The following is a 26,129-nucleotide window of genomic DNA, read 5'->3' as shown; positions in this document are numbered from 1 at the left end:
TATTCGGTAGAGGGAAGGAATATTCGATGAACTCCAATCTGCTTATTTTGTTTAAAGGGGAAAAACAGGATTACGGGAAGGTCTCTTTGCACTCCCATTCATTCTGGCAGCTGGAGATTGTTACTAGGGGGCATATTGCGTATACGCTGCTTGAAGAGAGCGGCAAGGTGCTGAATGCCGGAGATATGCTGCTCATTCCTCCTTACCAGGGGCATGAATTCAGATATGACATGCCGGGAGCCGCCTGGGTGACGCTGAAGTTCGAACGGAACGTCCGACATGCCGAGCCATGGGGAGGCGTGATTCCGAAATCATTGTTTACCGAGAAATTTACGGCATCGCTCCTCGCGACGATTACAGGAACGATCCTAAGACCTTATGAAAAAACGTTCGTGGAAGGGATGCTGGAATCTCTCTTCGTGTATATCGAATCGGAGGATTTCTGCAGAGCGGAGGATGAGCCTAGCCGGATTGTTCGCGCCATTACGGATATGGTGAGAGAGCGAAACGGAAGGCCGGTCAATGTGGATGAGATTGCAGAGCGGCTGTCTTATACGCGCAGCCACGTATCCAAGCTGTTCAAACAGCTGACCGGGGAAAATCTGAAGTCCTTCATCGATCGGGTTCGGCTGGAAAAAGCCAAGGAAATGCTGCGGTACAGCGAATTCAATATTTCTTATATTACGGAGGAGTTGGGGTTTAAGGATATTTTTACGTTTTCGCGGTTCTTCAAACGGATGACGGGCATGAATCCGCGGCAGTATCGGGCTCATTAACATTCCCCCACAAAGTGAAGCCATGGCTTCGAAGCCGGATTCAGGTACTTTGCGGGGAGCCCCGAAAATAAAAAAGCTCCCGCTCGCACACAGCGAGAAGGAGCTTGCTTCATTATTATTGTTCCGGCGCCCGCCGAATCGATTAGAAAATGCGGCTTTTCCAGCCAAACAGCTTGGCGATGGCTTCGACGTAATAGTAGTCTCCGTAGATAAGGGAGACGTTGATGTTTTGGCCGGCCGGCTTGTTGCCGGTGCCTTCGAGCAGAATCGCTTCGTGCTCGGGACGGTCCCAAGTGCCGTAGTTTTGCGTCAGCGAGAGCAGCATGCGCTCCGCTGCGTCGCGGTAGGCTTTGCCTTCAACGCCCGGCAGTGCTTCCGCCAGCTCAAGCAAGCCTGAAGCGGCGCAGGATGCAGCCGAGGTGTCGCGAGGCTCTTCGGCCAAGTTTTCCGCCGCGCGGAAATCCCAATGCGCCACGTAGTCTTCCGGCAGCATGGACAAGAAGTAGTGCGCTACACGCTGCGCCGCGCGCAAATATTTCTTATCGCCGGTATAGCGATACGTGTTAGCCATACCGTGCAGCGCCCAAGCCGCGCCGCGGCTCCAGGAAGAGTGAGGTCCCGCGCCTTGACCGCCGAGGGACTCGATCACTTCGCCGGTCTCCGGGTTGAAGCTGACGATATGGTTCACGGAACCATCCTCGCGGATAAAATGGTTCACAACGGTATCCGCATGGGCTTTGCCGATATGGCTGAAGCGAGGGTCCTTAAGCTCTTCGGCCGCCCAGAACAGGATCGACAGGTTCATCGAGGAGTCGACGATCGACCAGCCGATTTTCTCCTGGTTCCACGCGCGCAGGAAGTTGCCCGCAATGTTGAAGCGCCCCGCCAGGAAATTGGCGGCGGCCAGCCCGCGGCGCTTGCCGTCTTCGTCGCCTGTCAGCTTGTATTTAATAACGGCTGTAGGCAAGTATTGGAAGCCTACGTCGTGGTGGAAATTGTTTTGCTGGATTGATTTTTGCTCGAACTTTTCATCCCATACCCATGCGGCATTTTTGTAATGCTCCTTGCCCGTCATCTCGTGCATAATCCACAAAATGCCCGGCCAAAAGCCCGAAGTCCACCAGTCATGGCGCATATCGTCGTAAATTCCTGTGTCAGCTGGCGCTACGTGAGGAGACTTGTCCCCCAATTGGGTAATCATACGGTCTACTTTTTGCTGCAATGCTTCCCAAATCTGCGGCAGCGCTTCTTGCAAATTCGAGGCTTGCTTCAACTTGCTCGTATCCAATGTTGTCATTTGATAACTCCTCCTATAGAGTGGCTTTGAAAACGAATGAAGCTTATAGGAAGCAGGATGGGCCTCAAGCGCACCCTGCGTCAATCACTTTAGATCGTTAAGAATGCGGTCGGCAAGCCGGCGCTTGCTACGCTTACGATAGAAACCGGTTCATGCTTCGTTCCGCTTGCAGCCAAGCTCGCCGCCGGACCGCCTGCCGATACGAATCCGGTCACCGGCACGCTGGCAGCTGCTCCGCCTACAGGATCAATCACGATGCGGGCGCGTCCGTTCGTCAGCTGAATGAGGCTGGAGCCGCGCACCGTACCTTGACGGTCGATCAGCTTGCCGTCGCCGGTTACCCCGAAACGAACGAAGTTCAGCGCGTCGAGGCAGCGAACGCCACTCGCGTCATAGGCTACTGCTTCAACAAGGATATTGCCGTCTTCCTGCTTCTTGGAGTTCAGCTTCAGCTCGGCCGGCTGACCCCATGCTTCTGTTTGATATTCAAACGATAGCTCGTCGGTCACGGTCACACCGTCTTTGGTCGCTACGACTTTCACCTGATTCATTCCCGGCTTCAGAGCGCTTTCCCAGCGCAAGCCTGCCGCCGGGAAGTTTTGCGAATCGCGCCGCTTCACGCCGAGGCTCACGCCGTTTAAGAACAGCTCGGCTTCCGTACAGTTCGAGTAGACCTTGAACGATTTCAGCTCGCCTTCCGCTCCCCAGCGCACCGGCATCGTATGGCCGTAGATGCGGGCCATCGGCTTAGTGGTCCAGTACGATTGGTAGACGTAGTAGGCTTCTTTTTTCGTGAAGTCGCGCTCGATAATGCCTTTCATGTTCAAATACGGAATCGGCGAGTCCGGACGCACCGGCGTCGCGAAATCCTTGAACGCCCATTGGGCCGCTCCCGTCAGCCAATCCATCTTCTCCTGCGACTTGAGATACCAGTCGATCATTTCGCAGAAGTAGGTCTCCGACCAGTCGCCGTCGCGCGATACGCGCGGCTCTCCGCCGGTTAACAAGTAATCCCCGTCGCGCTCGTCGGTATCGCCGTCGCCGCTTTTAATAAACTCAAAGCCTGTATACGTTTTTTCCACATGACGCGTTGCCAGGTTATCCGCTCCCCACTCCATATGGAAGAAGGAATCGACATTCTCGAACGCTTGACGGCTGCTTTCTTCGTAATCCGTATAAATCCCGCGGTACCAGCCTGCCCAAATCGAAGGCGAGTACACGTCGATAATGTCCTTGCAAAACTCGCAGCGGCGAATCGCCGTAAGCCGGCTCGGGTCGAGCTTGTGGGACAGCTCGTGCAGCTCCTTCATAAACTTGCGGATCTCTTCCTGATCAAAATAGTCGAAGTCGCATTCCCAGTCGTTCTCGTTGCCAAGTCCCCACAAAATGACCGAAGGATGGTTGTAATGCTGCTCAATCATTGCAGTCAGCATGTCGCGGCACTGCTGCTTGTACTGCTCTCCGCCGAGACCTCCGCGGCACCAAGGAATCTCTTCCCACACGAGGATGCCGAGCTCGTCGCACAAGTCGAGTACGATCCGCGATTGCTGATAATGGCCGAGACGGATGAAGTTCGCGCCCATATCCTTGATCAGCTGCATTTCCGTGCGGATCATCTCCTCGGTCATCGCCGGCCCGACACCGGCATGATCCTCGTGGCGATGCGTGCCGCGCAGCAGCAGGCGCTCGCCGTTCAGCTTGAACGGCCCGCTCTTCACGAATTCGAAGCTGCGTGCGCCAAAACGCTCCACCTGCTCCGTGCGGCCATATGCGCTTTCCAACACAACCTCGCAGCTATACAAGTAAGGCTCGTCCGTTGTCCACAGCGTCGGATTCGCCAGCTCCGTTACGGCAAGCTCTTTCATTCCCGTCCAAGGCTTCTCACGAAGCTGGAATTGTGCCAGCTCTTGGCCTTCACGATTACGGATGACGACTTTCAAAGTAACTTCATCCTGCAAGTTTTCCGGGTTATAGAGTACAGCGCGAACCGCAACGCGGCAGCTGCTATGATCATCAGACAACTTCGGTTCTACATGCACCCGCTCCAGCGATACGGCCGGCACATAAACCAAGTTCAAATAACGGTAAATCCCGCCGTACAGATTGAAGTCGCTCGCGTCGGACGGAATCGTCTCCAGCTCGCGGCTGTTATCGCATGCTACCGCTACAGGGATCAGCCCTTGATAACGTTCGATGCCGCGCGCTTCGGCGGCCGCCTCTGTAATATCCACCGTAAATTCGTCATAGCCGCCCAAGTGAGAGCCGACCTTGTTCGTATACACGTAGACGTCCGTGCGCTGGCCCGCTCCTTCGAAGTGAAGCAGCGTTCTGCCCTGCGGATAAGGATTGTCCGCCTGCAGCTTCGTTCTGTACCAGCCTTGCCCCTGATAATATTTGCCGTCCGGGTCCAGCACGTCCAGCCCGTTGTACGTATGCGGCAGCTCTACGGCATGCCACGGCACATTGTAATGGTTTTGCAGCTTATCCTGGCGCCACACTTCCCATGGCCCGCCGAGGCTTCCCCGGTGATGCTCCCACTGTCCGGTCAATCTGATCTTAATCAATCTATTCACGCTCCAACCGTATGAAGTAAAAGTTGCTCTATGCTCGTCTTATGACAAGGCTCCGAAGAGTCATGCAGCGGCCGCAGCCGCTCGCTTTGGTCCCGGGCGAATGTCTCGTCGTCCGGCTTCCGAAACCGTCAACTAACGGCTCCGCCGGCCGCTACCGTAAGCTTAACAAAAAAAGCCGGTCCATTGTTTGGCGCGTTTATGATAAAATGTTGTTATATTACGATTGATCCGACCCGAGGTGAGCGCACCGATGAAAATCATGAATTATATGAATTTGAATCAGCATCCGGTTCAGCTTTCGTTTGCCAGAGATCGCACGCACGAGTTCGTCGAAATTTTCCACGCCCATCAAGGGATGGAAATGCTGTATGTGCATGAAGGCCATGGAAGCGTTCTCGTCAATCAGCAGATCCGGAAGCTGGCTCCGGGAAGTCTCGTTTATTTCCGTCCGTTTCAGCTGCACCGGATTCAGATGAAGCTCGGACCCGACGCCCCCTATATTCGTTCCTTGTTCGTATTCGAGCCGACCGAGCTGGAGCGCTTCCTCGCTCCGTTCGCTTCGCTGCAGGCTTTTTTTCACCGGCTGTGGAAAGAGCCTGTCGGCAACCCGGTATTTTCCGGGCTCCCGCAAGAACGAATGGCGCATCTGCTGTCGGATTATCGCCAGCGGCTTGCGGAAGCGCCGCCCGATCTGCTGCTGGAGGAGCAGATGCTGTTTCTCGTCGCGCTCATGCACGAGCTGAAGCGGCATGCCGCCGCGGAGGAGCAGGCCCCTCTGCCCGTCAAGCAAAAATCGACCGGAGCGGAGCAGGTGATGGAATGGATCGAGGAGCATTACATGGAGGAGTTCCATTTGGAGGAGCTGGCCAAAGCCGTTCATTTGTCGCCGAACCACGTATCGGCCATGTTCCGCCAGTCGGCCGGCACGAGCATTACCGAATATTTGACGGCGCGGCGCATCCGCCAGGCATGCTGGCTGCTTCGTACAAGCGACCAGACCGTCCAGGAAGTCGGCCGCTCCATCGGGCTGAGCAATTTCCCGTATTTTTGCCAATTATTTAAAAAGCATGTCGGGCTGACCCCCTACCGCTATAAACGTTCTTCGGCAGGCCAGTGAATCGCCCACTATTGCGGATGCGGGAATGTTAGGCGCGGCTTACGATCTGCAGAGGCTCCCGCTTGCTGCTGACGGCGGCATAAAACGGTCGCTGACGCGGCTCCTGCTCCTAATCGGGCGCCTGGATTGAATTGCTTTATTTTCCAAAGCCCCGATTAGCTTCGTCGTCGCCCCGCGCGGCTCTACCGCCTGGTTCATCGGCAGGGCAGACTACAGATCACCCAGCATTTCATCGTCCTCGATCAGCGCCTTGCCGGACGCTTTGCGGTATTCGGACGGCGACAGGCCGGACTGTTTTTTGAAAATCCGCGAAAAATAATACAGCTCCAGGCCGATCTCCTCGGCGATCGCCGAGACGGACAAGTCGGTCGTCGCCAGCATCCGGCGCGCTTTCTCCAGACGCTTCTTGTTAATATAAACGATCGGCGACAAACCCATCATCGATTTGAAATAATGCATAAAGTAGTTCGGGTGAAAGTGGATCAGCTTCGCCAGCTCCTCTACTGAGATCGGCTCGGCCAGATGCCGCTCGATATAAGAAAGCACGATGTTGATCTTGGAGGTGCTCGAGGTTGCGGCCAAATGAAGCTCAGACTCCGACTGCTCGATATATTCCGAGATCATTTCGAACAGCACCGCCTTGATCCTCAGCGGCGCGGACACCGACGGGCTCGCATGCAGCTCCAGCAGCCGCTGAAACTGCTTCTCCAGCCGCGCTTCGTCCCGCACCTGGATGCAATGCGGCAGATCCAGCATTTGAAACAGGTTGACGTCCCCAACGGTAGCGGAGAAGTGGCACCAGTATTTGCCGAGCGGATCGGCATTGTCCGGCGCATAAGACAGCTTCATGCCCGCCGGCAGCAAATACAGCTCCCCCGCCTTCGGATTGTAGTCCTTGCCGCGGATATGAATCCAGCCGCCTCCCTCGCGGATAAAATAAAACCGGTTCACGTCCGTCATCATATTCGTTACTCGCCAGTTCGCCCCGACCTTCGTATAATGCGCCATTTGCAGCGTAATTTGCGTATTGTCCAAATAGCTGCGCAGCAGCTGCAGCTGCAGCTTGTCCTGCTCCATGTCCTCCTCCTGTCCGGCCGATAATGCCTTAGGATTGTGCAAATGTTTTGTCTACTATCATACATCGTATGCGGCCGTTTGCCTATGTAAGCGGCAAGTAATTTTTGAGCGGAAGCTTATAAGCGCGGTGAACAACACCGACTGCGCATGCGAAAGCATCTTCCGATTACTGTTGTCCCTTGGGGACAAGGGCGATTGCTTACGCCGATCCAACTCGCTATCGATTCTCCGGCCACTTTTCGCAGGGACGATCTTCAAAGCCGATGTTGTCGGAGAAAGTGGTGTAGTTCCTGAAGCCGAGGATATAGTGGATTCCATTCAAGGCGTTGGAGGAATCGAATATGTATATACTAAGAACTTCGATGCAATATATTTCGAAGATGTTTGTATCAATGACCCCGTAACGCAGCCTAGCCAAACAATCTCACCATCATATGGTAACGAATTGCAGATTTTCACAACCACCGGTCGGAAAAATGCACCCTTGTCCAATGCGACAACAATTAGAAAAAAAGACTTTGAGCGCTTCGCCTGCCGCGTGCTCAAAGTCCTTTCGCTTCCGATCCGTGATGAGGCGTGCCCGTTCGTAACCGCGGGTTTAACGGTTCGTTTCCTTATGCGGCGCAAAGAACGTATGCAGAATCATCATCGCTTCATTGCCCGTGCGCACGTAGTAATCCTCGTAAGCCCTTTTGGATACGCAAGCGGCGGCAAGAAAGACGGCGAGCAGCAAGGCGAACGGCAGCCAGTTCACGCTCCAGCCGTTCAGCAGCTGCAAGATCAGACTGACGGCCTGCAGCGCAAGGACCCAGCATACGGCGATTGTAAAGACGCACGTCAAGGAGCCGTACATCCGGCACCGCAGCTTGTACTGATGCAGCGGCGTTCTCCAACCTTGGGTCGAGGCCAGGTGGGCCGCCCATCTATAATAGGGAACCCAGCCCATCTTATGCCTGATCTCCGTCGTGACGACCTCGTACTCGGTTTGCAGCTTTTCCTTAACCCGTTCGATCAGCCGGATGTTTTCTTTGTAGCATAACGGACGGCTTCTGCGGAAAGGACCGCGGCGGAACATCCATTTGGCAAGCGGCGAGAGCAGCAAGCCGACCAGGCAGCATATGGCGATACTAACGGCGACGGCTGCGCAAACCCGCCATACCGGGTCGCTCCCGGCTTCCGGCGCCGCCAGCCATCCTTCCCCTGCCGCCGACCGTTTAAGCCCCAGCAAGGCGACGAGCGCCGAATGAGCCCTCCCGTCGACCAGTAAGCCGTAGCTTGCCGCTGCGGCGGCAATGAGCATAAGTCCTTGAAAGAACTTCGCGGCAATATCCAATAACAATGATTCCAGCTTTTGCAAGGCGACTCTCCTATAGGCAGATTCAATTTTTCCAAGCATCATTCCATTATCTATTTCGACGGAAGCGGGCTACTCTCCTATCTGGCGCTGTTATTTTAGCAGGCATGCGCCGTCAGGAAAATAATTCCATGCACACCGACGCAATTACGGTCGATATAAATCCGCTTGCAACGGGAACAAACATTCGCTATACTATTTTCAGTTATTATATGAAAATTTTACCTCATTAAGTAAAGGATGTAGCCGCCTATGCGCCTTGCCGTCATCTCTGACACTCACGGAAACGCCGTCGCTTTCGAAGCGGTCATTCGCGACTTGCGCCGGCAAAGCCCGGATGCCGTCGTCTTTCTCGGCGACCTGGTCATGCGCGGCCCGCAGCCGGCCGAATGCCTGGAATTGCTGGACTCCTTGAATCCGCTTGCGGTCATAAAGGGCAACCACGATCATTATTTCGCCAAGTATCCCGACGCGGCGCAATGGATTCCGAAGACCGAGAAAGAGCGGATGAACTTAAGACAGCTTCTATACAACAAGCAGCTGCTTTCGGAGGAGCAGCAGCGGTATCTCGGCTGCCTGCCGGTCAAGCACCTATTTCGGGAAGGAGACTTTCAAGCGGAGCTGTATCATGCCGCGCCCGATTCCCTGGGCAAAATCACCTGGCCGTGGTCGCTCGAGGAGGAGCTTGATTCCCTGCATACGGACTCTTCCACCAAGATGGTGCTTTACGGCCATATCCATCATGCCTACACTCGCAACGCCTTCGGCCGGCAAATCGTCAACTGCGGCAGCGTCGGCCTCCCGTTCGACGGCGATGCCCGGGCAAGCTACGCGATCGTCGATATCGCCCAAGGACAGACGGCGGTGCAAATCCGCAGAATCGAATACGATATAGAGCGGGTAATCCGGATCGCCAAGGAACGCTCCATGCCGGATACGGATCTGTTCGAGCGGGCCGTGCGGACCGCCAGGTTCGCGTACTCGTTCAAGCAGCCGGTCTGACGGCAGGCTCGCGGGCGGGCGTAGCCGCGCGGACCGCGCCGTCTGTCAGCGGCGATGCCCAAGCTCGCCAACGCTCCGCGCAGGCGGCGCAAGCGGCCTTCCCGCCGGATACTGCGAGCCGGGCACAAATGCTGCTTGCCCCATCATGGGCAGCGCCTGAGCGGCAATGGGGACGTTCATGTCGCAACGCCCCCTGCCGGCTCAGCCTTGCTTGCCCTTCCAAGGATCTTTCAGCGGAACGATCCGATTAAACACCGGCCGTTCCGCCGAAGAAAGCTTCGTATCTACGCTGAAATAGCCGTGCCGCATGAATTGATACCGACTCCCCGGCTCCGCGCCGGACAAATACGGCTCCACCATACAATCGCTTAGCTCGATGAGCGAATCGGGATTCAGTCTGTTCAGCCACGCCGTTTCGCCGTCTTCGTCGTCTTCGCCTGCAGCCGCATCGTCCTCAAGCAGCAGCTTGTCGTACAAGCGAACCTCTGCCCGGACGGCATGCTCGGCCGATACCCAATGAATCGTGCCTTTCACTTTCCGGCCCGTAAAGCCTGTGCCGCTCTTGGTCAGCGGATCGTACGTGCAGCGCAGTTCGACGACCTCGCCGGTTTGCGGGTCCTTCACCGCCTCTTCGCACCGCAGGAAGTAGGCGCCCTTGAGCCGCACCTCCTTGCCCGGCGACAGCTTATGGAACCCCGCGGCAGGCTGCTCCATGAAATCGTCCCGCTCGATATAGACGACCCGCGAAAAAATCAGCATCCGCTCGCCGAGCCCGGGATGATTCGGATTGCACGGCAGCGGCAGTGACTCGCTCCACCCTTCGGGATAGTTCGTGATGACGACCTTAAGCGGCCGCAGCACAGCCATGACGCAGGGTACGGCCGATTGGAGCTCATCCCGAACGATATGCTCCAGCAGGGAGACATCGACGGTCGCCGCCGCTTTGGCCACGCCGATTTCTTCCAAGAAGCGGTGAATACTGCCCGGCGTGAACCCTCGCCTGCGCATGCCGCGAATCGTGACGAGACGGGGATCGTCCCATCCGTCCACATATCCCCTGCCGACCAGCTCCCGCAAGTATCTTTTGCTCGTAACGGCACCCTTAAGGTTCAGCCTGCCGAATTCTCTTTGTTTGGGCGCAGGACGGATCGCAAGCTTTTCCAGAAACCACTCGTATAAAGGGCGATGATCTTTGAACTCGATCGAACAGAGCGAATGAGTAATGCCTTCGATCGCATCCTGCAGCGGATGGGCGAAATCATACATCGGGTACAAACACCAGCGGTCTTGAGTCCGGTAATGCCGCGCATGCACAATACGGTAGAGCACAGGGTCGCGCATATTCATATTGGGCGAAGCCATATCGATTTTGGCCCGCAGCACCCGGGACCCGGTCGGAAATTCCCCGGCTTTCATTCTCCGGAACAAGTCGAGATTCTCCTCGATGCTGCGGCCCCGGTAAGGGCTCTCCCTTCCCGGTTCGGTCAGCGTGCCCCGATATTCACGAATCTCGTCGGCGTTCAAGTCGCACACGTAGGCGTCGCCGCTTTCGATAAGCCGCACGGCATAAGCATAAATCGTATCGGAATAATCCGATCCGTAATAAATATGGCCGCCGGGATCGAACCCGAGCCATTTCATATCTTCCACGATTGCATCGACATACTCGATATCTTCCTTGAGAGGGTTCGTATCGTCGAAGCGCAGATGGAACTCGCCATCGAAATCGCGCGCCATCGAATAATTAATATGAATCGCATAGGCGCTCCCGATATGAAGATACCCGTTCGGCTCCGGCGGAAAGCGAGTGCATACCTTGGCGCTGTCCTCCCCTTGCCGGATATCCTCCAAAATCATCGCCTCTATGAAATGCCGAGGAACGCGTTCCGTCACATGCGGTGCGGCTGCGGCGTCCGGCGCCATGCGTGTTTCTTGGTTCAAGCCGTCGTTCATCATTGGCGGCACCTCCATTTTTCATGATCTAAACAACAAAAAAACTCCCACCCCCAAGACATCGAAGTCTTGGGGGCGAGAGTATGCTTCGCGGTGCCACCCCAGTTCATCGGCATGTCGCCATGCCGGCCTTGTCAGGTACGGCCGGCCGCAAGGACGGGCGATACCTTAGCTCTGTAACAGGAGCTCCTGTCATAGTCTCCCCTCGCGCCGCAGGCGCCAGGATCGGTATGAGGCTCAGAGGCTTGGTTCGATAAAAGCGGCCTGACCCCTTTTCAGCTGCCGGGGCTCTCTATTCAAGCGCCATTTATTTACTCTTCTCTTCATTGCCGGTTGATTTGGAAATATTGAGAAAAATGTACACTAACATCCGCGTAATGTCAAATGTAAAGAACTTTCCAAAGCCTCGAGCCGCTTTTGTCATAAAAAGCCGGCGCCTGTGGCATGGAACACGCAGAAGGTTCCGACACGCCGGCGCTTGCCGAGCAGATCGAGTCCCGGCAGCTGCGGATGGCGGGGCAGTCCCGCCCCGCGTCTCCTTACGCTCCGGTTATTTTTTTATGGAAGCCGCCCTTAGCTCCCCTCGGCTCCGGCTTCGCCTGCTTTGGCCCTCGCGGCCGCTTGCGCCTCGTCCAGCGCCCGCTGCCCCTGCTCCTGCTGCAGGCGCAGGCCTTCCTCTACGGAGAGACCGCCCTGCAGCATGGCGTCCATCAGCTTTAGCGACAGCTCGCGGTACGTCTGTCCGAACTCCATAGGAACCGCCGCATAGTTATCCGAATTATCCGCCTCCTCATACTTCACCCGGTAAAACGGCTCCAGACTGTGGCCGTCGATCTCCTTGGCGAACGCCTGGCGCACCGGCAGCTCCAGCTCCGTCTTCATCTCGATTTTCGCCGCCTCGGCGCCGTTGAAATATTTGATCACTTCCCATGCGTTCGTTACGTTCTCCGCCCGGGAGCCGATGCTGAAGATCGGATATACGTAAAAATCCGGGTTTTGCCGATGCGCCGGATCGGCGGAAGGCACCGGCGTCATATCCCAGGCAAACGCAGCCTCCCGCTGCCGGAGGCTGCGAACCTGCCCGGCGGTGGATATCGTCATGGCCGCCCTGCCCGCCCCGAACAGCTCCTCGCGCTCCACATCCTCCTTATCGAAGCGCTGCTTGTCCGGCGGCGAATAGTCCCACTGCAGCGCCCCGCTCTTGTAGCCGTCCAGCACGAGCCGGTAAATCCGCCGCCAACCGTCCGTATCGGCGATCAGCTTGCGGCCGGAGGCGTCGAAATGCGCCAGTCCTTCGGCCTGTCCGATGTATTGGATCAAGTCGAGCGGAGACTGCATGTAGCCCATATGAAACCCGTACACCCGCTCCTCCTTGCCCCCTTCCGCGGGAAAGCGCTGCGCCAGCCGCAGCATATCCTCCCAGGTCATCGCCGCCGCCGGATAAGGAATGCGATACCGGTCGAACAAGTCCTTGTTGTAGAACAAGACCGAGGAGGAAAACTTCGGCGCCAGCCCGTACAGCTTCCCCTGCCCTTTGATCTGCAAATAATCGACGGCGGCCGGCAGCAGATTGTCCAGGTCGAACTTATCCTTGGCGATCAAAGGCGACAAATCGTACAATCTGCCGCTTGCCGCCAGCTTTCCGTAGCTCCACGTGTCGGTGAACAAAAGATCGGGCTTCTTCTCGTCAATGATGTCCATATATTTCTTGACGGGATCGCCTCCCTGATCGTACAGCCCTAACGTCGGGATAATCTCCACATCCAGATCGGGAAATTTAGCGGCAAAATAATCGGCGTAGTCCATGCGAAACGTATCCTCGTTTGCGATGGCAATCCGGATAACGCCCTTGGCGCCCGCTGCGGCCGTCTCCTCCCGCTTCTCGCAGCCGCCAAGCAGCAGCGCTCCGGCCATCGCCATGCCGAACGTCAGCATGCCTGCTTGCCGCCACCGGCCCGCCGTCCGTTCCATACTCTCTATATTCATGCCTGTCTCCTCCTTGGCCACTCATACCTCTCGGCCCCCTTATTTCCTGTCCAACCCGCGCAATCTTTGCGCGAGTCAATTGCGGCTGTCCAGCATTGCGCCGAACAGCGCCTGCTGCGCATCGTCCTGCAGCTGCCTGAGCGCATCGTCCAGCTTCGCCCGCCCTTCCAGAATCGTTTTCGCCTGCTGGGCGGCGAGCGGAGCGAAGGCTTCGTTGAATTTGCGCAGCACCCGCGGATGGAGCGGTATATCCGCTGTCTTGGCCGGTTTCATCGTATAGAAAGGCGCGTAATTATGCGCGTCGTCGGGCTTTACGGTCTGCAGCCGCACGTTCAGGCTTCCTCCGAAGGAGGAGAGGTTCTGCTTTTTGGCTATTTCCTCGCTGTCGATCAGCTTGAGCATCTCCCAGCTCGTCCTGAGCTTATCCGATTTGGCGTTGATGGCGAATACCGGTCCGAGCGTGAAGGAAGCGGACTCGTCCGGCCGGGCCGGATCGACCGGTTCACTGACGATATCCCAAGTGAACGGCGACATCTTGTACTGGTTCTGCGCCATCTTCAAATTGCCGCTCATCGAAAATCCCGATAAGGCCATCGCCGCATGCCCCGTTACGAACGGGTTGGTCTTCAGCATATCCTGCATCAGTATGTTGCCCTCCGGGCGCGGCTCAGGCCGGAATACGTAGCCCTTCCGGTAGCCGTCCAAGGCGAGCTCCCACGCTTTGTTCCAGCCTTCGGTATGCACGGTCGCCTGCTTGCCCTCGGCATCGATCAGGCTGAGCCCTTGCGTCTTGCCGATTCGCGCAGCCAAAGCGGAAGCGTCGTCATAGTAGGAAGGCGCCAGCCCGTACATTCGCTCCTCGCCCTTTCCGTTCGCCGGAAACCGCGCCGCCAGCTGCAGCACCTCCTCCCAGCTCATCCCGCTCTTCGGATAAGGAACGCCGTAGCGGTCGAACACGTCTTTGTTATAATACAGAGCTTCCATCTCATAGATCGGCGATACGCCGTACAGCTTGCCGCCCCCAAGCCTGCGCAGCTCATCGGTAACCCCGCCGTACACGGCCTGCAGATCGTAGCGGTCCTGCCTCATCACCTCATCGAGCGGATACAGCCGCCCCTCCTTGGCCAGCTCGGCGTACATTTGCGGAGACATATACAGCACATCGGGATTCTCCTTGTCGATCAGCTCGGCCAACGCCTGCGCATCGCCCGTATTCCAGCCGACTTCGCCCGACGGGATCACCTGCACATCCACATTCGGATAGCGGATCGTGAACGCCTTGCCGTAATCCGCCATAAACGTAGCTTCGTGAAAATAAGCGACCTTCAGCGTCGTCTCCTCCTCTGCGTCCATCGGCTCCAGCACTGCCGGGTTCGCCGGCTTCGACAGCTGCCGAATCATTCCTTCAAGCTGCTCCTGCTTCGTCAAAGCAAACACAGACAGCACGCACATAAGCAATACCGGACTCCATTTGACCCAGCCTGCCTTTCTAGGACGTTGCTCCACCTCTACACGCTCCCTTACTTTTCGCCTTAACTGCTCCGTAAAGCCCGCTTCCCCCCGCATTACCGGCGGCTCCGCCAGCCGCTTCTCCCACTGCTCCGGACCGTTCCGCTTCATTGCGCTCCCTCCTCGTTCAACCGCTGGGTTACTTTGGCTCTCGCCCGGTGCAATCTGGACTTGACCGTCCCTTCGGACAATGAGAGCAGCCGGGCAATTTCCGTGTGCGTCAATTGATGATGCGCATGCAGCAGCAGCACCTCGCGCAGCTTGCGGGGAAGCTCGAGCACGATCCGCCATACTTCCTCGGCAACGAACCTTCCCATCGCCTCCGCTTCCGCCGACGGGCCGCCGTCCGCCCGCCGCCGCAGCCCGAACGGAATGACCCTGCGCATCCATGCGGATCTCCAATGATCCTTCACCAGATTGCGGGTGATTGCGAGCAGCCAGGTTTTAACCGTCGCCTCTCCCCGGAACGAATACAATCTTTCGTATACTTTCACGAACACTTCCTGCGCAATGTCGTCGGCAAGCTCTTTTCTCCGGGTTAAGAAAAACGCGTAATGCCACACGTCGTCGCCGTAAACATGCATCAGCTCTTCCAGTACGGCATTTTTATCCATCCCGCCGGAGATCGATTTCAAATATTCAAAAGCCACCCCTGTTCACCTCACAACCAATTGGACGATACACCGGCAAAATGGTTCCCTTTTGTGGGAATTTTTTGTGACTAGCCTCCGCCGAAGGGTAACCTTCCTCCCGCTTGAAGCGTCTTAATTATAAAATTATTTTCCTGCATTCGCGGCTCCCATGGTAAACTATGGAGAGATAAGGAGAGTCGGTGAGAATGCTATCTACGGACGGCCGCGTAAGACGGCAAAGGCATTGGAGACAGGCTGCCGTCTTCGCGACGGCGGGCTTTTTGGCTGGCGTTATACTGTGGTTGCTCATCATAGGGGCGGCCCAGATTACGGATTAAAGCAAGGAGTGAAAAAGAAGTGGGAAGCGGCATTTTTCGGCATACCGAAGATCAGGCGGAAAAGCAGGAAATCCGGAAGCGGAAGCATTTCTCGGTCCGATTGAATTTATTCTTTTTTGTCACGTTCGTGTTGTTCAGCGTTCTGATCATCAGGTTGGCCATCCTCCAGTTTGTCGAGGGCAAATATTTCAAGGAAGTCGAGAATATGATTTCCAACAGCGAAAGCCCCATCGCGCCGATCCGCGGAACGATCTACGACCGCACCGGTTATGCCATCGCTCAGTCCCGTTCGATGCAGTCGCTGTACTACCGCGTGGAAGGCCGAGCCACCAACAGGGATGAGATCATCGAGCTGGCCAAAGAGCTGGAGAAAGTGTTCGCCGATTACGGCAAGCCTGAGGCCGCCCCGCTGTCGGCTGCGGAAATTCTCAAGCGAATGGACGTCGGCTTCGATCTGGACAAAAACAGCACGAAGGAGCCGAGCTATTACTCCGTACCGAGAAGAATCAAGACGGATTTGTCGACTAAGGAAATCGCCTATTTGATGGAGCATCGCGACGTGATGAAGGGAATCGAAATTTTCGAGGACAGCATCCGAATGTACGACAATCAGACGATCGCCGCTCAGCTTGTCGGTTATATGAAGCGGTTCAGCGCGGCGCGCAACCCGGAATCCGGCCTGGCTTATTACCGCAGCAAAACGGACGAATACCTGGACGTCGAGGATGTCGGCTTCGACGGTCTCGAATTGATGTACCAGGAGGAGCTTCGCGGCAAGAAAGGCATCAAGAGCTATCCGGTCAACGCGGTGCAGAAGATTGTCGGACCCGCAACGCTCGTCCCCCCGGAGAAAGGCCATAATCTGTATTTGACGATCGATAAAGACGTGCAGCTCGCTACCGAGCAGGCGATCGTCGATCATTTGAGCTATTTGCACAACCGTTCGCTCGCCGGCCAGTTCGCCTATGCGCCGAATGCGCGCTCCGGCTATGCGGTAGCTATGGAGGTGAAGACGGGCAAGGTCGTCGCCATGGCGAGCATGCCGGATTACGATACGAACCTGTGGACCGGCGGCATGAGCACGGAGAAATATAACGAGATTATGCCGTTCGTCAACAACGGCACGATTACGACGTCTTACCCCGATTATCCGGCCAAAGAACGCAGCAAGCATCCGTCCTCTCTCGTTTACATGGGATCGGTCGTGAAGCCGCTGACGATTCTGGTCGGCCTGGACGAAGGCGTCATCACTCCAAGCACCACCTATAACGATACGGGCTCCTTCTCCTTCGGTACGGGGAACAAGGCCATGATCAGCAACTCGGACAGACATCCCTACGGCTTGCTTAATCCGACCACGGCTATTATCAATTCTTCCAATACGTTCATGTCGGCGATGGTCGGCATTCCGCTGTACAACAAATACGGAGGCGAAAAGTCGAAAGTGCTGGATGTATGGGCGGATCACCTCGCCCAGTTCGGATTGGGCGTCAAGACCGGCAGCAATCTGCCCAATGAGTACCCCGGGTCGAATGAATTTTTCCAAAACGCCAAGACGAGCAGCATGCAATCCGCCATGGTATACGCCTCTTGGGGACAGAACGAGAAGTACACGACGCTGCAGCTGGCGCAGTACGCCGCTACGCTGGCGAGCCGGGGCAAGCGGATGCAGCCGCAGTTCGTAGACAAGATTACGACCGCAAGCGGCGAGCTGGTCAAAGGCTTCGAGCCCGTCGTGCTGAATGAAGTGAATTATCCGAAAAACTATTGGGATACGGTCATTAAAGGAATGAAGAGCGGAGCGATGGGCATCGAGGATTTGCCCTATCCGGTAGCCCGCAAAACCGGGACGTCGACCCAGGAAGTGCCGGGCGGCACCGTCGATAACGCGGTGCTCATCTCCTTCGCTCCGGCCGACGACCCGGTGCTGGCGGTCGCCGTCGTCGTTCCCGAAGGGGAATTCGGGCGCTACGGCGCAGCTCCGATCGCTGCCAAAGTATACGAAGCCTACGATCAATACATCGGCGGACTGAGCGGCAAAGAGCCTACCGGCGCCAAGCAGCCGTGAGTCCCGGGCGGGTGCGCGCGGCAAGCGCATGAATCGCCCCAGAACGATAGAGAAGCCTCCCTCGCTGTAACCCAAGCGAGGGAGGCTTTACTCGTGTTCACCGGGCATCCAAGCATGTGTCCGATGAACCGGATAGAACGAAACGAGACCCGTGAGGGCGCCAAGCGGCACTGCCGCCGTACTATGAACGGCTCGAAGCCCTCCGCAAAGCGAGCGCACTTTCACGCATACAGAGTTTACACCGCCGGTTCGGCGGCGTTCGCCTCTTGCGTTTGCTCGGCGCGCCCAACCTGCACGAACAGCATGTGATCCTGCTGCAGATAGGTTTGGGCGAATGCCGCCACAGCGTCGGCGCTCACGGCTCTCATCCGCCCGGCGAAATGATAAGGGTCCGTATTGAGTCCGTACAATTGCTGCGATGCGAGCCTGGCATTGACCGACTCCGCCTGGTCTTGCGCGATCATGTGGCGACCGACGATGGCATTTTGCGCCCGCTGCAGCTCTTCATCGGATATGCGCTCCTGCCGCATGCGGCCGAGCTCTTCCAGTATAACCGCTTTCGCTTCTTCCAGCCGCAGCGGATCGGTCGCGACATAGCCGGTAATGAAACCCTCGCTGACCATAGGGCTAAGCCCGGCCCGCACTTCGTAAGCGAGCCCCATCTCTCCGCGGATGCGCCGCCACAGTCTGGAGCCCTGCCCGCCGCCGAGCAGGTGCATGGCGACAAATCCGGCGTACTTATCGTCATTGTACGCATCCGGCCCGTACATCCCCCAATGCAGCTGCGCTTGCCGGATGTCCCTCGCTTCATGAACGACGCGGCCGCCGAGCTGATACCGGGTCAGCGGGTCCAGCCGGACGGAAGCCGGTTCCGCGGCGGGAATGTCCAGAGCGCTTACATGCCGAACCAGCTCTTCATGCGGAATATGCCCCGTCGCTACCAGCACGATATTGCCCGGCCTATAGAACTGCGAATGAAACCGCACTAGATCTTCCCGGCTTATCGAGCTTACCGTCGACTCCGTGCCGAGATTGCCGGCGCGTTCGGGATGCATTCCCCTCAGCAGTCGCAGCAGCGTGCGGCTGCCGTATTCGCGGGGATGATCCTGCGATCGCTTGATCTCCTCCAGCACGACTTTCTTCTCCATCTGCAGCTCATGCTCCGGAAACGTCGAATGAAACACGATATCCGTGAGCAGAGATACGCCCTGCTTCCACCGGTCGTAGGGCGTATAGGCGTAATACCGCGTCCGGTCCACGCCGGTGGCCGCATTCAGCCTCCCTCCGTAATATTCGATATCATGGGAGATTTGCTCCTTGGTACGGACTGCCGTTCCCTTGAACATCATATGCTCCAGAAAATGGGCGATTCCGTAAGGATAATCATGCTCATGATGCCCTCCCGCCTTAACCCAGTAACACAGCAGCGTAGATACCGCCTGCTCGTTATGGCTTGTGATGACCGTTAATCCGTTGTGCAGCGTCGTCGTTTGCATTGCCGACCTCTCCCTCCCGGGCTGAACTTGAGTCCTCTTAGTTTATTACTATATAGATATGCCCTTTACACTGTTTTAGGATCTGTCCGATGAACCCGTCATACAGACTCTCGTAAATCGCCGGCGGCGGATGACGATACGTCTCCCGGCAGCTGCCGGCCGTTTGTAAGCAAAGAAACCGCCTGGCCGGGACGCTCCCGAACCAGACGGTCGTTTGACGTTATACGTGAAGCATTAAAATAATGATCGAAGTCAAGCTGAAGCATACGTTGATCAAGCATAGCACCATGAGCGCCTGCTTCGTATTCAAGCCGCTGGCGAGCAGGCGGTAATGCGCTTGCGTCGCGTCGGCCTGATAAATCGGCTTGCCGTTAAGGAACCGCTTGACGACGACGAACAAATTGTCGAAGATCGGCACGCCCAGAGCGAGAATCGGGATGAATAACGACAATACCGTCGCCTGCTTGAAAGCGCCGTTCAACGCAATGACCGCAAGCATAAAGCCGATGAACGAAGCGCCTGCGTCGCCCATAAATACTTTGGCCGGAGGCTTGTTATATTTCAAATAACCGAGACCTACGCCGACCAGCAAAATAGCCATCATCGCCGAATCCGGCTGGCCTTTGGCCAAAGCGACAATGAACAGAGTAACCGCGGAAATGGTCGACAAGCTGCCCGCCAGACCGTCCATCCCGTCGGAGAAATTGATGACGGTCGTCACTCCGAAGATCCAGGTCACCGTCAGGAGAAACTGAGCCCAGGTCCACAGCAAAATCTCTTCCCCGGTGAACGGATTCGTGAAGCCGTGAAAGACGATGCCCGATTGGTATACGATGACGGCGGCCAGCAGCTGAACGACCAGCTTGGGCAGAGCGGGCAGCTCCTTGCCGTGCGTTTTGTACCAATCGTCGACGATCCCGATCGACAGCACGAGCAGTCCCCCGGCCATAATCGCCAGCGATTGACTGAAATTATCCCGTATGAAAATAAAATATGTAATGACGAAACCGGCAAAAATCGCGATTCCCGCCGTTAGCGGAATCGGTTCCCGATGAATCTTTCTCTCGCTGTCGGGCCGCGGCTTGTCCACAAAATCGATTTTATAAGCCAGCTTCCGCAGCGGAGGAATAAGCCCTAATACGATTAAAAACGAAATCAATCCAGCGGTAAAATACAGTATAACGATCCCTCCCCTGAAATTGTCGACCGGACGGACTATGTAAGGAAACTATACGACAATTTCCATTATAACACAGCAAAAGGCCAGGTGGACATGCCGTCGAATGATAGCCCCATGATAATCGGATGATAGAACGAGTATGAGCTTCGCTCCCCATTCTCCTTGCTGCAAGCTTACCCCGTCTTCACTCAGAACCGCTGGCGGTACCAAGAGAGCAAGCGACGGAGCATTACAAAAGTCACCGCAACATTGGCCGGTCCGCCGCAATTATCCCACTGATCCGCTAAGCCGGGAGAAGACCATCTCCGGACGCCAAGGCAGCGGCTCGCCGAGCCTCATTCGGACGGCGCGCTTGACGACCGTAAATCCTTCTCCTTCGGCATACGCTACGGCGGCGCGGTTGCCGCCCAGGACGGCAAGCGAACGCTTCCCGTCCGCATCGATCCATCGATGCAGCAGCGCACAGCCCGCTTCGGCGTCCTCCGCTATGATCGTGCCTGCGGCCCAGGGCAGATTAAGCTGAAACGCGCGCAGCCCGGAGCCGTCCGCGTGCGGCACGACCCAGCCGCCGTTCGGCCAAAGGACGCCGATCAGCGCCGAGCGATCCTCTCCCGTCGCCCGGCGGTCGAGCAGCCCCGCCTGCGGCAGATCGCGCCCGGTCATCAGCCGCATCGGCACCGGCTCGGGGAACGGCTTGACGATGCTTTCGTCGCTTTTGCGCATAAAGCAGTACTCCCCGTCCGCCGCAAAGCCCAGCTTCTCATAGACCGGCCTGCCGAGGTCCGTCGCGATAAGCTGCAAGGTACGGCAGCCCTTCCCCTGCATGATGCTTACGATGCCTTTGGTCAGCAGCTTGCCCGCCCCTTGCCCGCGGAAGGCGGCATCAACAATGATAGGACCGATCCAGGCCGTCGGACCGAACTGCGTCCCATTGGCTACGCCGATCACTTGACCCTTGTGCTCAGCCACAATCGTCTCGCAGCTCGCAAACTGCAAATAGAACGCAAGCGGAGGCCGGAGATCGCCCCATCCTTCGGGCTGAAGCCGCACTACCGCTTCCAGATCGCCGGGACTCATAGGGCGGATCGTCGTTTCCATGCACTATCATCCTTTCCGTGAATAATTATTTATTTTAATGAATTATTATACATTATTATTTGAAACTGTCCACGCTTATTTACCGGCAGTCGTTGTGTTCCTTTCCCAAATCCTGTATTCTAATCCCAGCTTCACTTTTATGACGATTGTACGGCCGTTACAACCTTTCATCCGTTACAAACCTTTCCATTAGAGGAGGACTGCGTTTATGGACACGCCCGAGCTTCGCTTCAACCCGCCCGTGCCGATCATCCGCATGTTCGATGTCGGTCAGACCAAGGACTTTTATTTGAATTTCCTGGGCTTTACCCTCGACTGGGAGCATACCTTCGATGAGAATTTCCCGCTGTACATGCAGATCTCGCGCAGCGGATGCGTCATCCACCTGTCCGAGCATTACGGCGATTGTTCGCCGGGCGCCGCCCTGCGAATCGAAACCGACAACGTGGCGGACCTCCATTCCCGCCTGCTGTCGCAGCAGTACAAGTACGCCAGACCGGGTCTGGAGAATACCCCTTGGGGCACTAAGGAAATACAGCTTACCGATCCGTCCGGCAACCGGATTATATTCTACCAGCCTTCCCCTCCGGCATAACAGCTCCGAACAGGCTTCATGCTCCTATGCAAAAAAAAGCCCTGCTCCCGGAACGATTCCGAAAACAGGGCTTTTGGCTTTGAATTAATAAGCTAATGTGAAAAGACCGTTAATATGCGACAAGTAACGCATGTTGCTCGCTTCCTTCATCAGCGAAGCAGGCAGACCTTTCAGGCGGGTTTGGTTCGCGCCGATCGTACCGATAGCGTCTTTGCGGCCAAGGCTTCCCAATGTTCCCGAGAATACCGGAACGAATGCTTCCTTAGGTCCGTTATTGAAGTAAGCGAACAGATTATAACCGATCGTTTCGCCCATTTGCCATGCCAATTGAGCGGTCGGAGGATATGGACGGCCTTCGTTGCCCATAACGACGGCGCTGTCGCCTGCGATGAATACATCCGGATGAGATGTCGATTGCAGGAATTCAGTTACCGTAGCGCGTCCGCGGTTCACTTCGATGCCACAGTTGGCGACAACCGCGTTCCCTTGCACGCCGCCAGTCCAAACCAGCGTATTCGTTTCGATCGAACGGCCGTCCTTCAAGGATACCGCCGTTTCCGTCATTTCCGTAATCGCAAGTCCGGTCAAAAATTGTACGCCGCGTTTTTCCAAGCTGGTTTGCGCGCGTTCTACCAATTCAGGAGCAAAGCCTGCCAAAATGGAAGGTCCGGCTTCTACGCAGTAAAGGGAAATTTCGTTGAAATCGATCCCTTTTTTACGGCACAGGCCTGGAAGCATGTCGGCAAATTCGCCGACCAATTCGATTCCGGTAAGTCCGCCGCCGCCGACAACGATCGTAGCATCGGCTTTGTTCTTGGTTCTGGCATACTCTTCAATGCGTTCTTCCACATGAGCGCGCAGACGATTGGCATCAGCCACGGATTTAAGGATAAAGCTGTGCTCCTGCAATCCGGGAATTCCGAAGAACGCCGTTTCGCTTCCGAGGGCGACGACGAGCGCATCGTATTCGAAGGTTTTGCCGCTTTTCAGCAGCACGTTTTTATCCTCGACGCGGATGTTTTCTACCGTATCGATAACGAGGTTCACGTTTTTGCCGCGAAGCAGCTTTTCAAGAGGAAGCGCCACCGCATGCTCGGATACGCCACCTACCGCCAATCTATGAAGCTCCGTGATGATTTGGTGAGTAGGATAACGGTTGACCACGGTAATTGTGGCTTGCTCCGGTGTAAAGTATTTACGGGCTGTCAGCGCAGTCAACAGACCGCCGTAACCGCCGCCTAGAATTAATATTTGCTTCGACATACTTATCCTCCGTTCTTAGGTTCGATCCGATGAATTAGTGCTGTTCCTTTTGGGAGCGGCGTTCCGCCAATACGTCAAGGAAAGCTTGGGAAAGCTGCAGCGCCTTTTGTACTTGCGGATCTTTCAGCATTCTTAACATGCCGAACAGGCCGATCGAAGCGGTTTGGGCTGTTTGCACACGGTCGTTAGCTTCAATAGCCGCAGATGCAATGCCTTTGGCGCCTTCTTGAATCGGCTTGACGAACTCTTCCATGCCGCCCTTGATGTCCTCGATCAGTACTTGGTCCGTTACCACATTTTGTACGACATCGTAGGTTTTCGTCAGGATCGTAACCAGCTCAGCCAACTTAGGCAGGTTCTCCACCAAAACGGTAAGCGATTGTTGTACCTCGGGTTTCATCAATTGATCCAGTACATCGATGGATTCCCGTGGGATCGTTTGTGTAGTTTCTGACATAAGTAAACGTCCTCCTTTGCTTTGAGATAGAAAACCGCCAGTGTCTGCATTCCTGTTCAAAGATAGCTTTTCCGTCCCAAGGAGATTTATGAATCGTTGGATTTAAGCCCAAATGTAACTTTTTTCACAAGTGCGAGAAAAAAAAGTCCCATAACTATTTCATTCCTTGCGAATAGAACAGGCGCCAAACGGAATCCTATGTAGTTACTATTATACTCCTCCTGAAGCAAATAGAAAAAAGCAATTTTCGACAATTGTGAACATTTTGAGAACAAATCGTTCCATTTTGTCCGTCGAGGATACGGTTCCTGAAGATATTCTCTGGAAATCTTGGAAACCCGTGAGATTCCGGCGTTTATGCGCCTTGTCATCCGTTCATCCGTCTTTTGCGGGGATCAGCTCCCGTCTTTTCTATGCACCGGCTTCAGCTCCGGCATATCTAGCACCGCGGCCACATGACAGAGCATACCGTTGGCCAGAAACAAGCTGACTTCCGCTTCAGGATCGCTAATATTGGCCCCGCGAAACCGTTCAAGCACCAGTTCTCTCACCCGGCTGAGCCCGTCTCTCATCGCCAGTCGGATCGGTTCGTCTTTAATGCCCTGGCCCTGAACCTGCAGCACCATCTCATGGCGATGCGTTTCCATCAATTGCTCATAACGCAAAATCATTTCTTCTACAAGACGATCCGCAGGAACGTCCACTTGGGCGAAGCAGTCCAAGGTCCGCTGAAAGGCGCGTTCCAGCGCTGCAACGAACAGCTCCTCTTTATTCTTGAACAGCTTGAACACATAAGGCTGGGATATGCCCACCTTCTCGGCGATTTGCGCTGTCGTAGTGCCGTAATAACCGTTCTCGGCAAAAACCTGCACCGCGGCTTCCAGTATTTCTTCGCGGCGGGCGGCCTGCAAGCTGTCGCGTTTGGACACAGAGGCGGATTTGGCCATAAACAGGCCTCCTTCCCTACAGTAGTTAGTGACTGATTAGTCACCATTCTACGACAATTCTCTGTGTATTGCAAGGCCTGGGCCGATAGGAGTTTCCACGCGGCTTCAACTCCCACCGGCTTTCCGGCCGCTTTTTCACGGCGCTTTTAACAGCTGTTTTTCCCGCGCCGTCGTGCCGTCACAAAATCAATTCGGCTTGGAACTGGCCGGCCGTCATATAAGCGGCGGAAGGCATGTCCTGCCCGACATATTCGCGGTCTCCTACGACCGAAATGGCCGCGCCGTCAGGCGAGCCTATCTCCGCGCCGTCCCGAATAACCGCGCCTTCGCCGATAATCGCCTTGCAGATGGTAACCCCGCTGCCGATTTGAGCGTTCGGCATAATGACACTGTCGACAATGCGGCTGTCCGGCCCTACAGTAACCCCGGCCGAGATAACGGAGCCCTCCACTTGCCCGTGAACGGCGCAATCCGCGCAAACGATCGAATTGCGGATCGTCCCCGATGTATCGATATAGCGCGATGCTTCCGGGCCATATCCGCTATACAGCGGCCTTGCCGCAGGGCTGGAGGCGAAACGCGGATTGCTGCCGAGCAGATCCATATGAGCTTCCCAGAGACTTTCGATCGTACCTACGTCCTTCCAATAACCTGCGAATTCATATGCATGAAGCTTTCCTTGACCGGCCAGCATCGCCGGAATGACATCTTTGCCGAAATCGTGACTTGAAGCTTCGTTCACAGCGTCTTCCTCCAAATAGCGCTCCAGAAAAGAAGTATTAAACATATAAATTCCCATGGAAGCGAGATTGCTTGCAGGCATCTTCGGTTTTTCCTTAAATTCCGTAATCTTCCCGGCCGCATCGGTTTTCATAATGCCGAACCGACCCGCCTCCTCCATCGGCACCGGAGTTACCGCGAGCGTAGCTTCCGCTCCGGTTTCCCAATGACGCTGCAGCATGGAACGGTAGTCCATGTGATAAATATGATCGCCGGATAGTACAAGAATCGTGTCGGGGCTATGCTTGACAATAAACGGCCAATTGCGGTAAACCGCATCGGCGGTTCCCGTATAACCGGCATGGCCGACATGCGGCTGGCCGGAAGACAGAATGGCTACCTCTCCCTGCTCCGGCTTCTCCAGCCATGCCGAACCGAGTCCGATATGACGATGCAGCGCTTCAGGACGATATTGTGTGACGACGCCGATCGTATCCAGCAAGGAATGCCGGCAATTGCTCAGCGCGAAATCGATCATCCGGGCCGATCCTCCGAAATGAACCGCCGGTTTCGCCTTCGTCTGCGTCAATACGCCCAGCCTGCGTCCTTCACCGCCGGCAAGGAGCATAGCGACACATTGTTTCTGTCTCATCCCGTAATCACCAAACCTTTCCAAAAGTACAAATCGCCA

General features: G+C 55.9%; 22 protein-coding genes. 6 read left to right on the top strand and 16 right to left on the bottom strand.

Annotated elements, in window-relative coordinates:
- Nucleotides 1-26 precede the first annotated feature (26 nt).
- Nucleotides 27-776, top strand: a complete 750-nt coding sequence (locus tag SK3146_RS23000; protein WP_249860970.1) for a helix-turn-helix transcriptional regulator — start codon at nucleotides 27-29, stop codon at nucleotides 774-776.
- Nucleotides 777-918: 142 nt separating this feature from the next.
- On the opposite strand, the gene SK3146_RS22995 is transcribed toward SK3146_RS23000, so the two are convergent.
- Nucleotides 919-2,073, bottom strand: coding sequence for a glycoside hydrolase family 88 protein (locus tag SK3146_RS22995; protein WP_249860969.1), 1,155 nt, complete (start codon nucleotides 2,071-2,073; stop codon nucleotides 919-921).
- An 89-nt stretch (nucleotides 2,074-2,162) separates the two neighbouring features.
- Nucleotides 2,163-4,637, bottom strand: a complete 2,475-nt coding sequence (locus SK3146_RS22990) for a glycoside hydrolase family 2 protein (RefSeq protein WP_434006813.1) — start codon at nucleotides 4,635-4,637, stop codon at nucleotides 2,163-2,165.
- Nucleotides 4,638-4,896: 259 nt separating this feature from the next.
- On the opposite strand from SK3146_RS22990, the gene SK3146_RS22985 reads away from it, so the two are divergent.
- On the top strand, nucleotides 4,897-5,763 hold the full coding sequence (locus SK3146_RS22985; protein ID WP_249860967.1) for an AraC family transcriptional regulator: 867 nt from the start codon (nucleotides 4,897-4,899) through the stop codon (nucleotides 5,761-5,763).
- 210 nt (nucleotides 5,764-5,973) lie between these two features.
- On the opposite strand, the gene SK3146_RS22980 is transcribed toward SK3146_RS22985, so the two are convergent.
- On the bottom strand, nucleotides 5,974-6,840 hold the full coding sequence (locus SK3146_RS22980) for an AraC family transcriptional regulator (protein ID WP_249860966.1): 867 nt from the start codon (nucleotides 6,838-6,840) through the stop codon (nucleotides 5,974-5,976).
- 598 nt (nucleotides 6,841-7,438) lie between these two features.
- Nucleotides 7,439-8,197 carry a hypothetical protein gene (locus SK3146_RS22975; protein ID WP_249860965.1) on the bottom strand — a complete coding sequence of 253 codons (759 nt, stop codon included), beginning with the start codon at nucleotides 8,195-8,197 and terminating at the stop codon, nucleotides 7,439-7,441.
- Nucleotides 8,198-8,446: 249 nt separating this feature from the next.
- Here SK3146_RS22975 and SK3146_RS22970 point away from each other — a divergent pair, with 249 nt between their 5' ends.
- Entirely contained in the window at nucleotides 8,447-9,196 is a 750-nt protein-coding gene (locus SK3146_RS22970; RefSeq protein WP_249860964.1) for a metallophosphoesterase family protein, read from the top strand.
- 45 nt (nucleotides 9,197-9,241) lie between these two features.
- Here SK3146_RS22970 and SK3146_RS35040 read toward each other — a convergent pair whose 3' ends face one another.
- From SK3146_RS35040 to SK3146_RS22950, 5 genes are all read right to left on the bottom strand, one after another.
- Nucleotides 9,242-9,376 (bottom strand): hypothetical protein, encoded by a 135-nt coding sequence (locus SK3146_RS35040; RefSeq protein WP_259618233.1) that lies wholly within the window; start codon nucleotides 9,374-9,376, stop codon nucleotides 9,242-9,244.
- A 21-nt stretch (nucleotides 9,377-9,397) separates the two neighbouring features.
- On the bottom strand, nucleotides 9,398-11,119 hold the full coding sequence (locus SK3146_RS22965; protein WP_259618252.1) for a glutamine--tRNA ligase/YqeY domain fusion protein: 1,722 nt from the start codon (nucleotides 11,117-11,119) through the stop codon (nucleotides 9,398-9,400).
- 603 nt (nucleotides 11,120-11,722) lie between these two features.
- Entirely contained in the window at nucleotides 11,723-13,135 is a 1,413-nt protein-coding gene (locus SK3146_RS22960) for an ABC transporter substrate-binding protein (RefSeq protein ID WP_249860963.1), read from the bottom strand.
- 75 nt (nucleotides 13,136-13,210) lie between these two features.
- Nucleotides 13,211-14,755, bottom strand: coding sequence for an ABC transporter substrate-binding protein (locus SK3146_RS22955; protein WP_249860962.1), 1,545 nt, complete (start codon nucleotides 14,753-14,755; stop codon nucleotides 13,211-13,213).
- Nucleotides 14,752-15,294 carry a sigma-70 family RNA polymerase sigma factor gene (locus SK3146_RS22950; protein ID WP_249860961.1) on the bottom strand — a complete coding sequence of 181 codons (543 nt, stop codon included), beginning with the start codon at nucleotides 15,292-15,294 and terminating at the stop codon, nucleotides 14,752-14,754. The genes SK3146_RS22955 and SK3146_RS22950 overlap by 4 nt, the downstream gene beginning before the upstream one ends.
- Nucleotides 15,295-15,482: 188 nt before the next feature.
- Between SK3146_RS22950 and SK3146_RS35035 the strand changes: the two genes are divergently transcribed.
- On the top strand, nucleotides 15,483-15,614 hold the full coding sequence (locus SK3146_RS35035; protein ID WP_283942778.1) for a hypothetical protein: 132 nt from the start codon (nucleotides 15,483-15,485) through the stop codon (nucleotides 15,612-15,614).
- A gap of 19 nt (nucleotides 15,615-15,633) precedes the next feature.
- Entirely contained in the window at nucleotides 15,634-17,682 is a 2,049-nt protein-coding gene (locus tag SK3146_RS22945) for a peptidoglycan D,D-transpeptidase FtsI family protein (RefSeq protein ID WP_249860960.1), read from the top strand.
- Between the two features lie 236 nt (nucleotides 17,683-17,918).
- Here the strand turns inward: SK3146_RS22945 and SK3146_RS22940 are convergent, their stop codons facing one another.
- The 3 genes from SK3146_RS22940 to SK3146_RS22930 form a co-directional block, all read right to left on the bottom strand.
- Nucleotides 17,919-19,178, bottom strand: coding sequence for a M16 family metallopeptidase (locus SK3146_RS22940; protein ID WP_249860959.1), 1,260 nt, complete (start codon nucleotides 19,176-19,178; stop codon nucleotides 17,919-17,921).
- A 220-nt stretch (nucleotides 19,179-19,398) separates the two neighbouring features.
- Nucleotides 19,399-20,337 carry an MraY family glycosyltransferase gene (locus SK3146_RS22935; protein WP_434006812.1) on the bottom strand — a complete coding sequence of 313 codons (939 nt, stop codon included), beginning with the start codon at nucleotides 20,335-20,337 and terminating at the stop codon, nucleotides 19,399-19,401.
- A 288-nt stretch (nucleotides 20,338-20,625) separates the two neighbouring features.
- Nucleotides 20,626-21,456 carry a GNAT family N-acetyltransferase gene (locus SK3146_RS22930; RefSeq protein ID WP_249860958.1) on the bottom strand — a complete coding sequence of 277 codons (831 nt, stop codon included), beginning with the start codon at nucleotides 21,454-21,456 and terminating at the stop codon, nucleotides 20,626-20,628.
- Nucleotides 21,457-21,664: 208 nt separating this feature from the next.
- Here SK3146_RS22930 and SK3146_RS22925 point away from each other — a divergent pair, with 208 nt between their 5' ends.
- Nucleotides 21,665-22,051 carry a glyoxalase superfamily protein gene (locus SK3146_RS22925; protein WP_249860957.1) on the top strand — a complete coding sequence of 129 codons (387 nt, stop codon included), beginning with the start codon at nucleotides 21,665-21,667 and terminating at the stop codon, nucleotides 22,049-22,051.
- A gap of 84 nt (nucleotides 22,052-22,135) precedes the next feature.
- Here SK3146_RS22925 and SK3146_RS22920 read toward each other — a convergent pair whose 3' ends face one another.
- From SK3146_RS22920 to SK3146_RS22905, 4 genes are all read right to left on the bottom strand, one after another.
- Entirely contained in the window at nucleotides 22,136-23,314 is a 1,179-nt protein-coding gene (locus tag SK3146_RS22920; protein WP_249860956.1) for an NAD(P)/FAD-dependent oxidoreductase, read from the bottom strand.
- 34 nt (nucleotides 23,315-23,348) lie between these two features.
- On the bottom strand, nucleotides 23,349-23,771 hold the full coding sequence (locus SK3146_RS22915) for a DUF1641 domain-containing protein (RefSeq protein ID WP_249860955.1): 423 nt from the start codon (nucleotides 23,769-23,771) through the stop codon (nucleotides 23,349-23,351).
- 395 nt (nucleotides 23,772-24,166) lie between these two features.
- Nucleotides 24,167-24,718 carry a TetR/AcrR family transcriptional regulator gene (locus tag SK3146_RS22910; RefSeq protein ID WP_249860954.1) on the bottom strand — a complete coding sequence of 184 codons (552 nt, stop codon included), beginning with the start codon at nucleotides 24,716-24,718 and terminating at the stop codon, nucleotides 24,167-24,169.
- 178 nt (nucleotides 24,719-24,896) lie between these two features.
- Nucleotides 24,897-26,090, bottom strand: coding sequence for a glucose-1-phosphate adenylyltransferase (locus tag SK3146_RS22905; protein ID WP_249860953.1), 1,194 nt, complete (start codon nucleotides 26,088-26,090; stop codon nucleotides 24,897-24,899).
- Nucleotides 26,091-26,129: the final 39 nt, after the last annotated feature.

It is taken from the genome of Paenibacillus konkukensis (assembly GCF_023523925.1).
GTDB lineage: Bacteria > Bacillota > Bacilli > Paenibacillales > NBRC-103111 > Paenibacillus_S > Paenibacillus_S doosanensis.
Note: the sequence above shows the minus strand (reverse complement) of the source record. Positions and strands in the feature narration are given on the sequence as shown.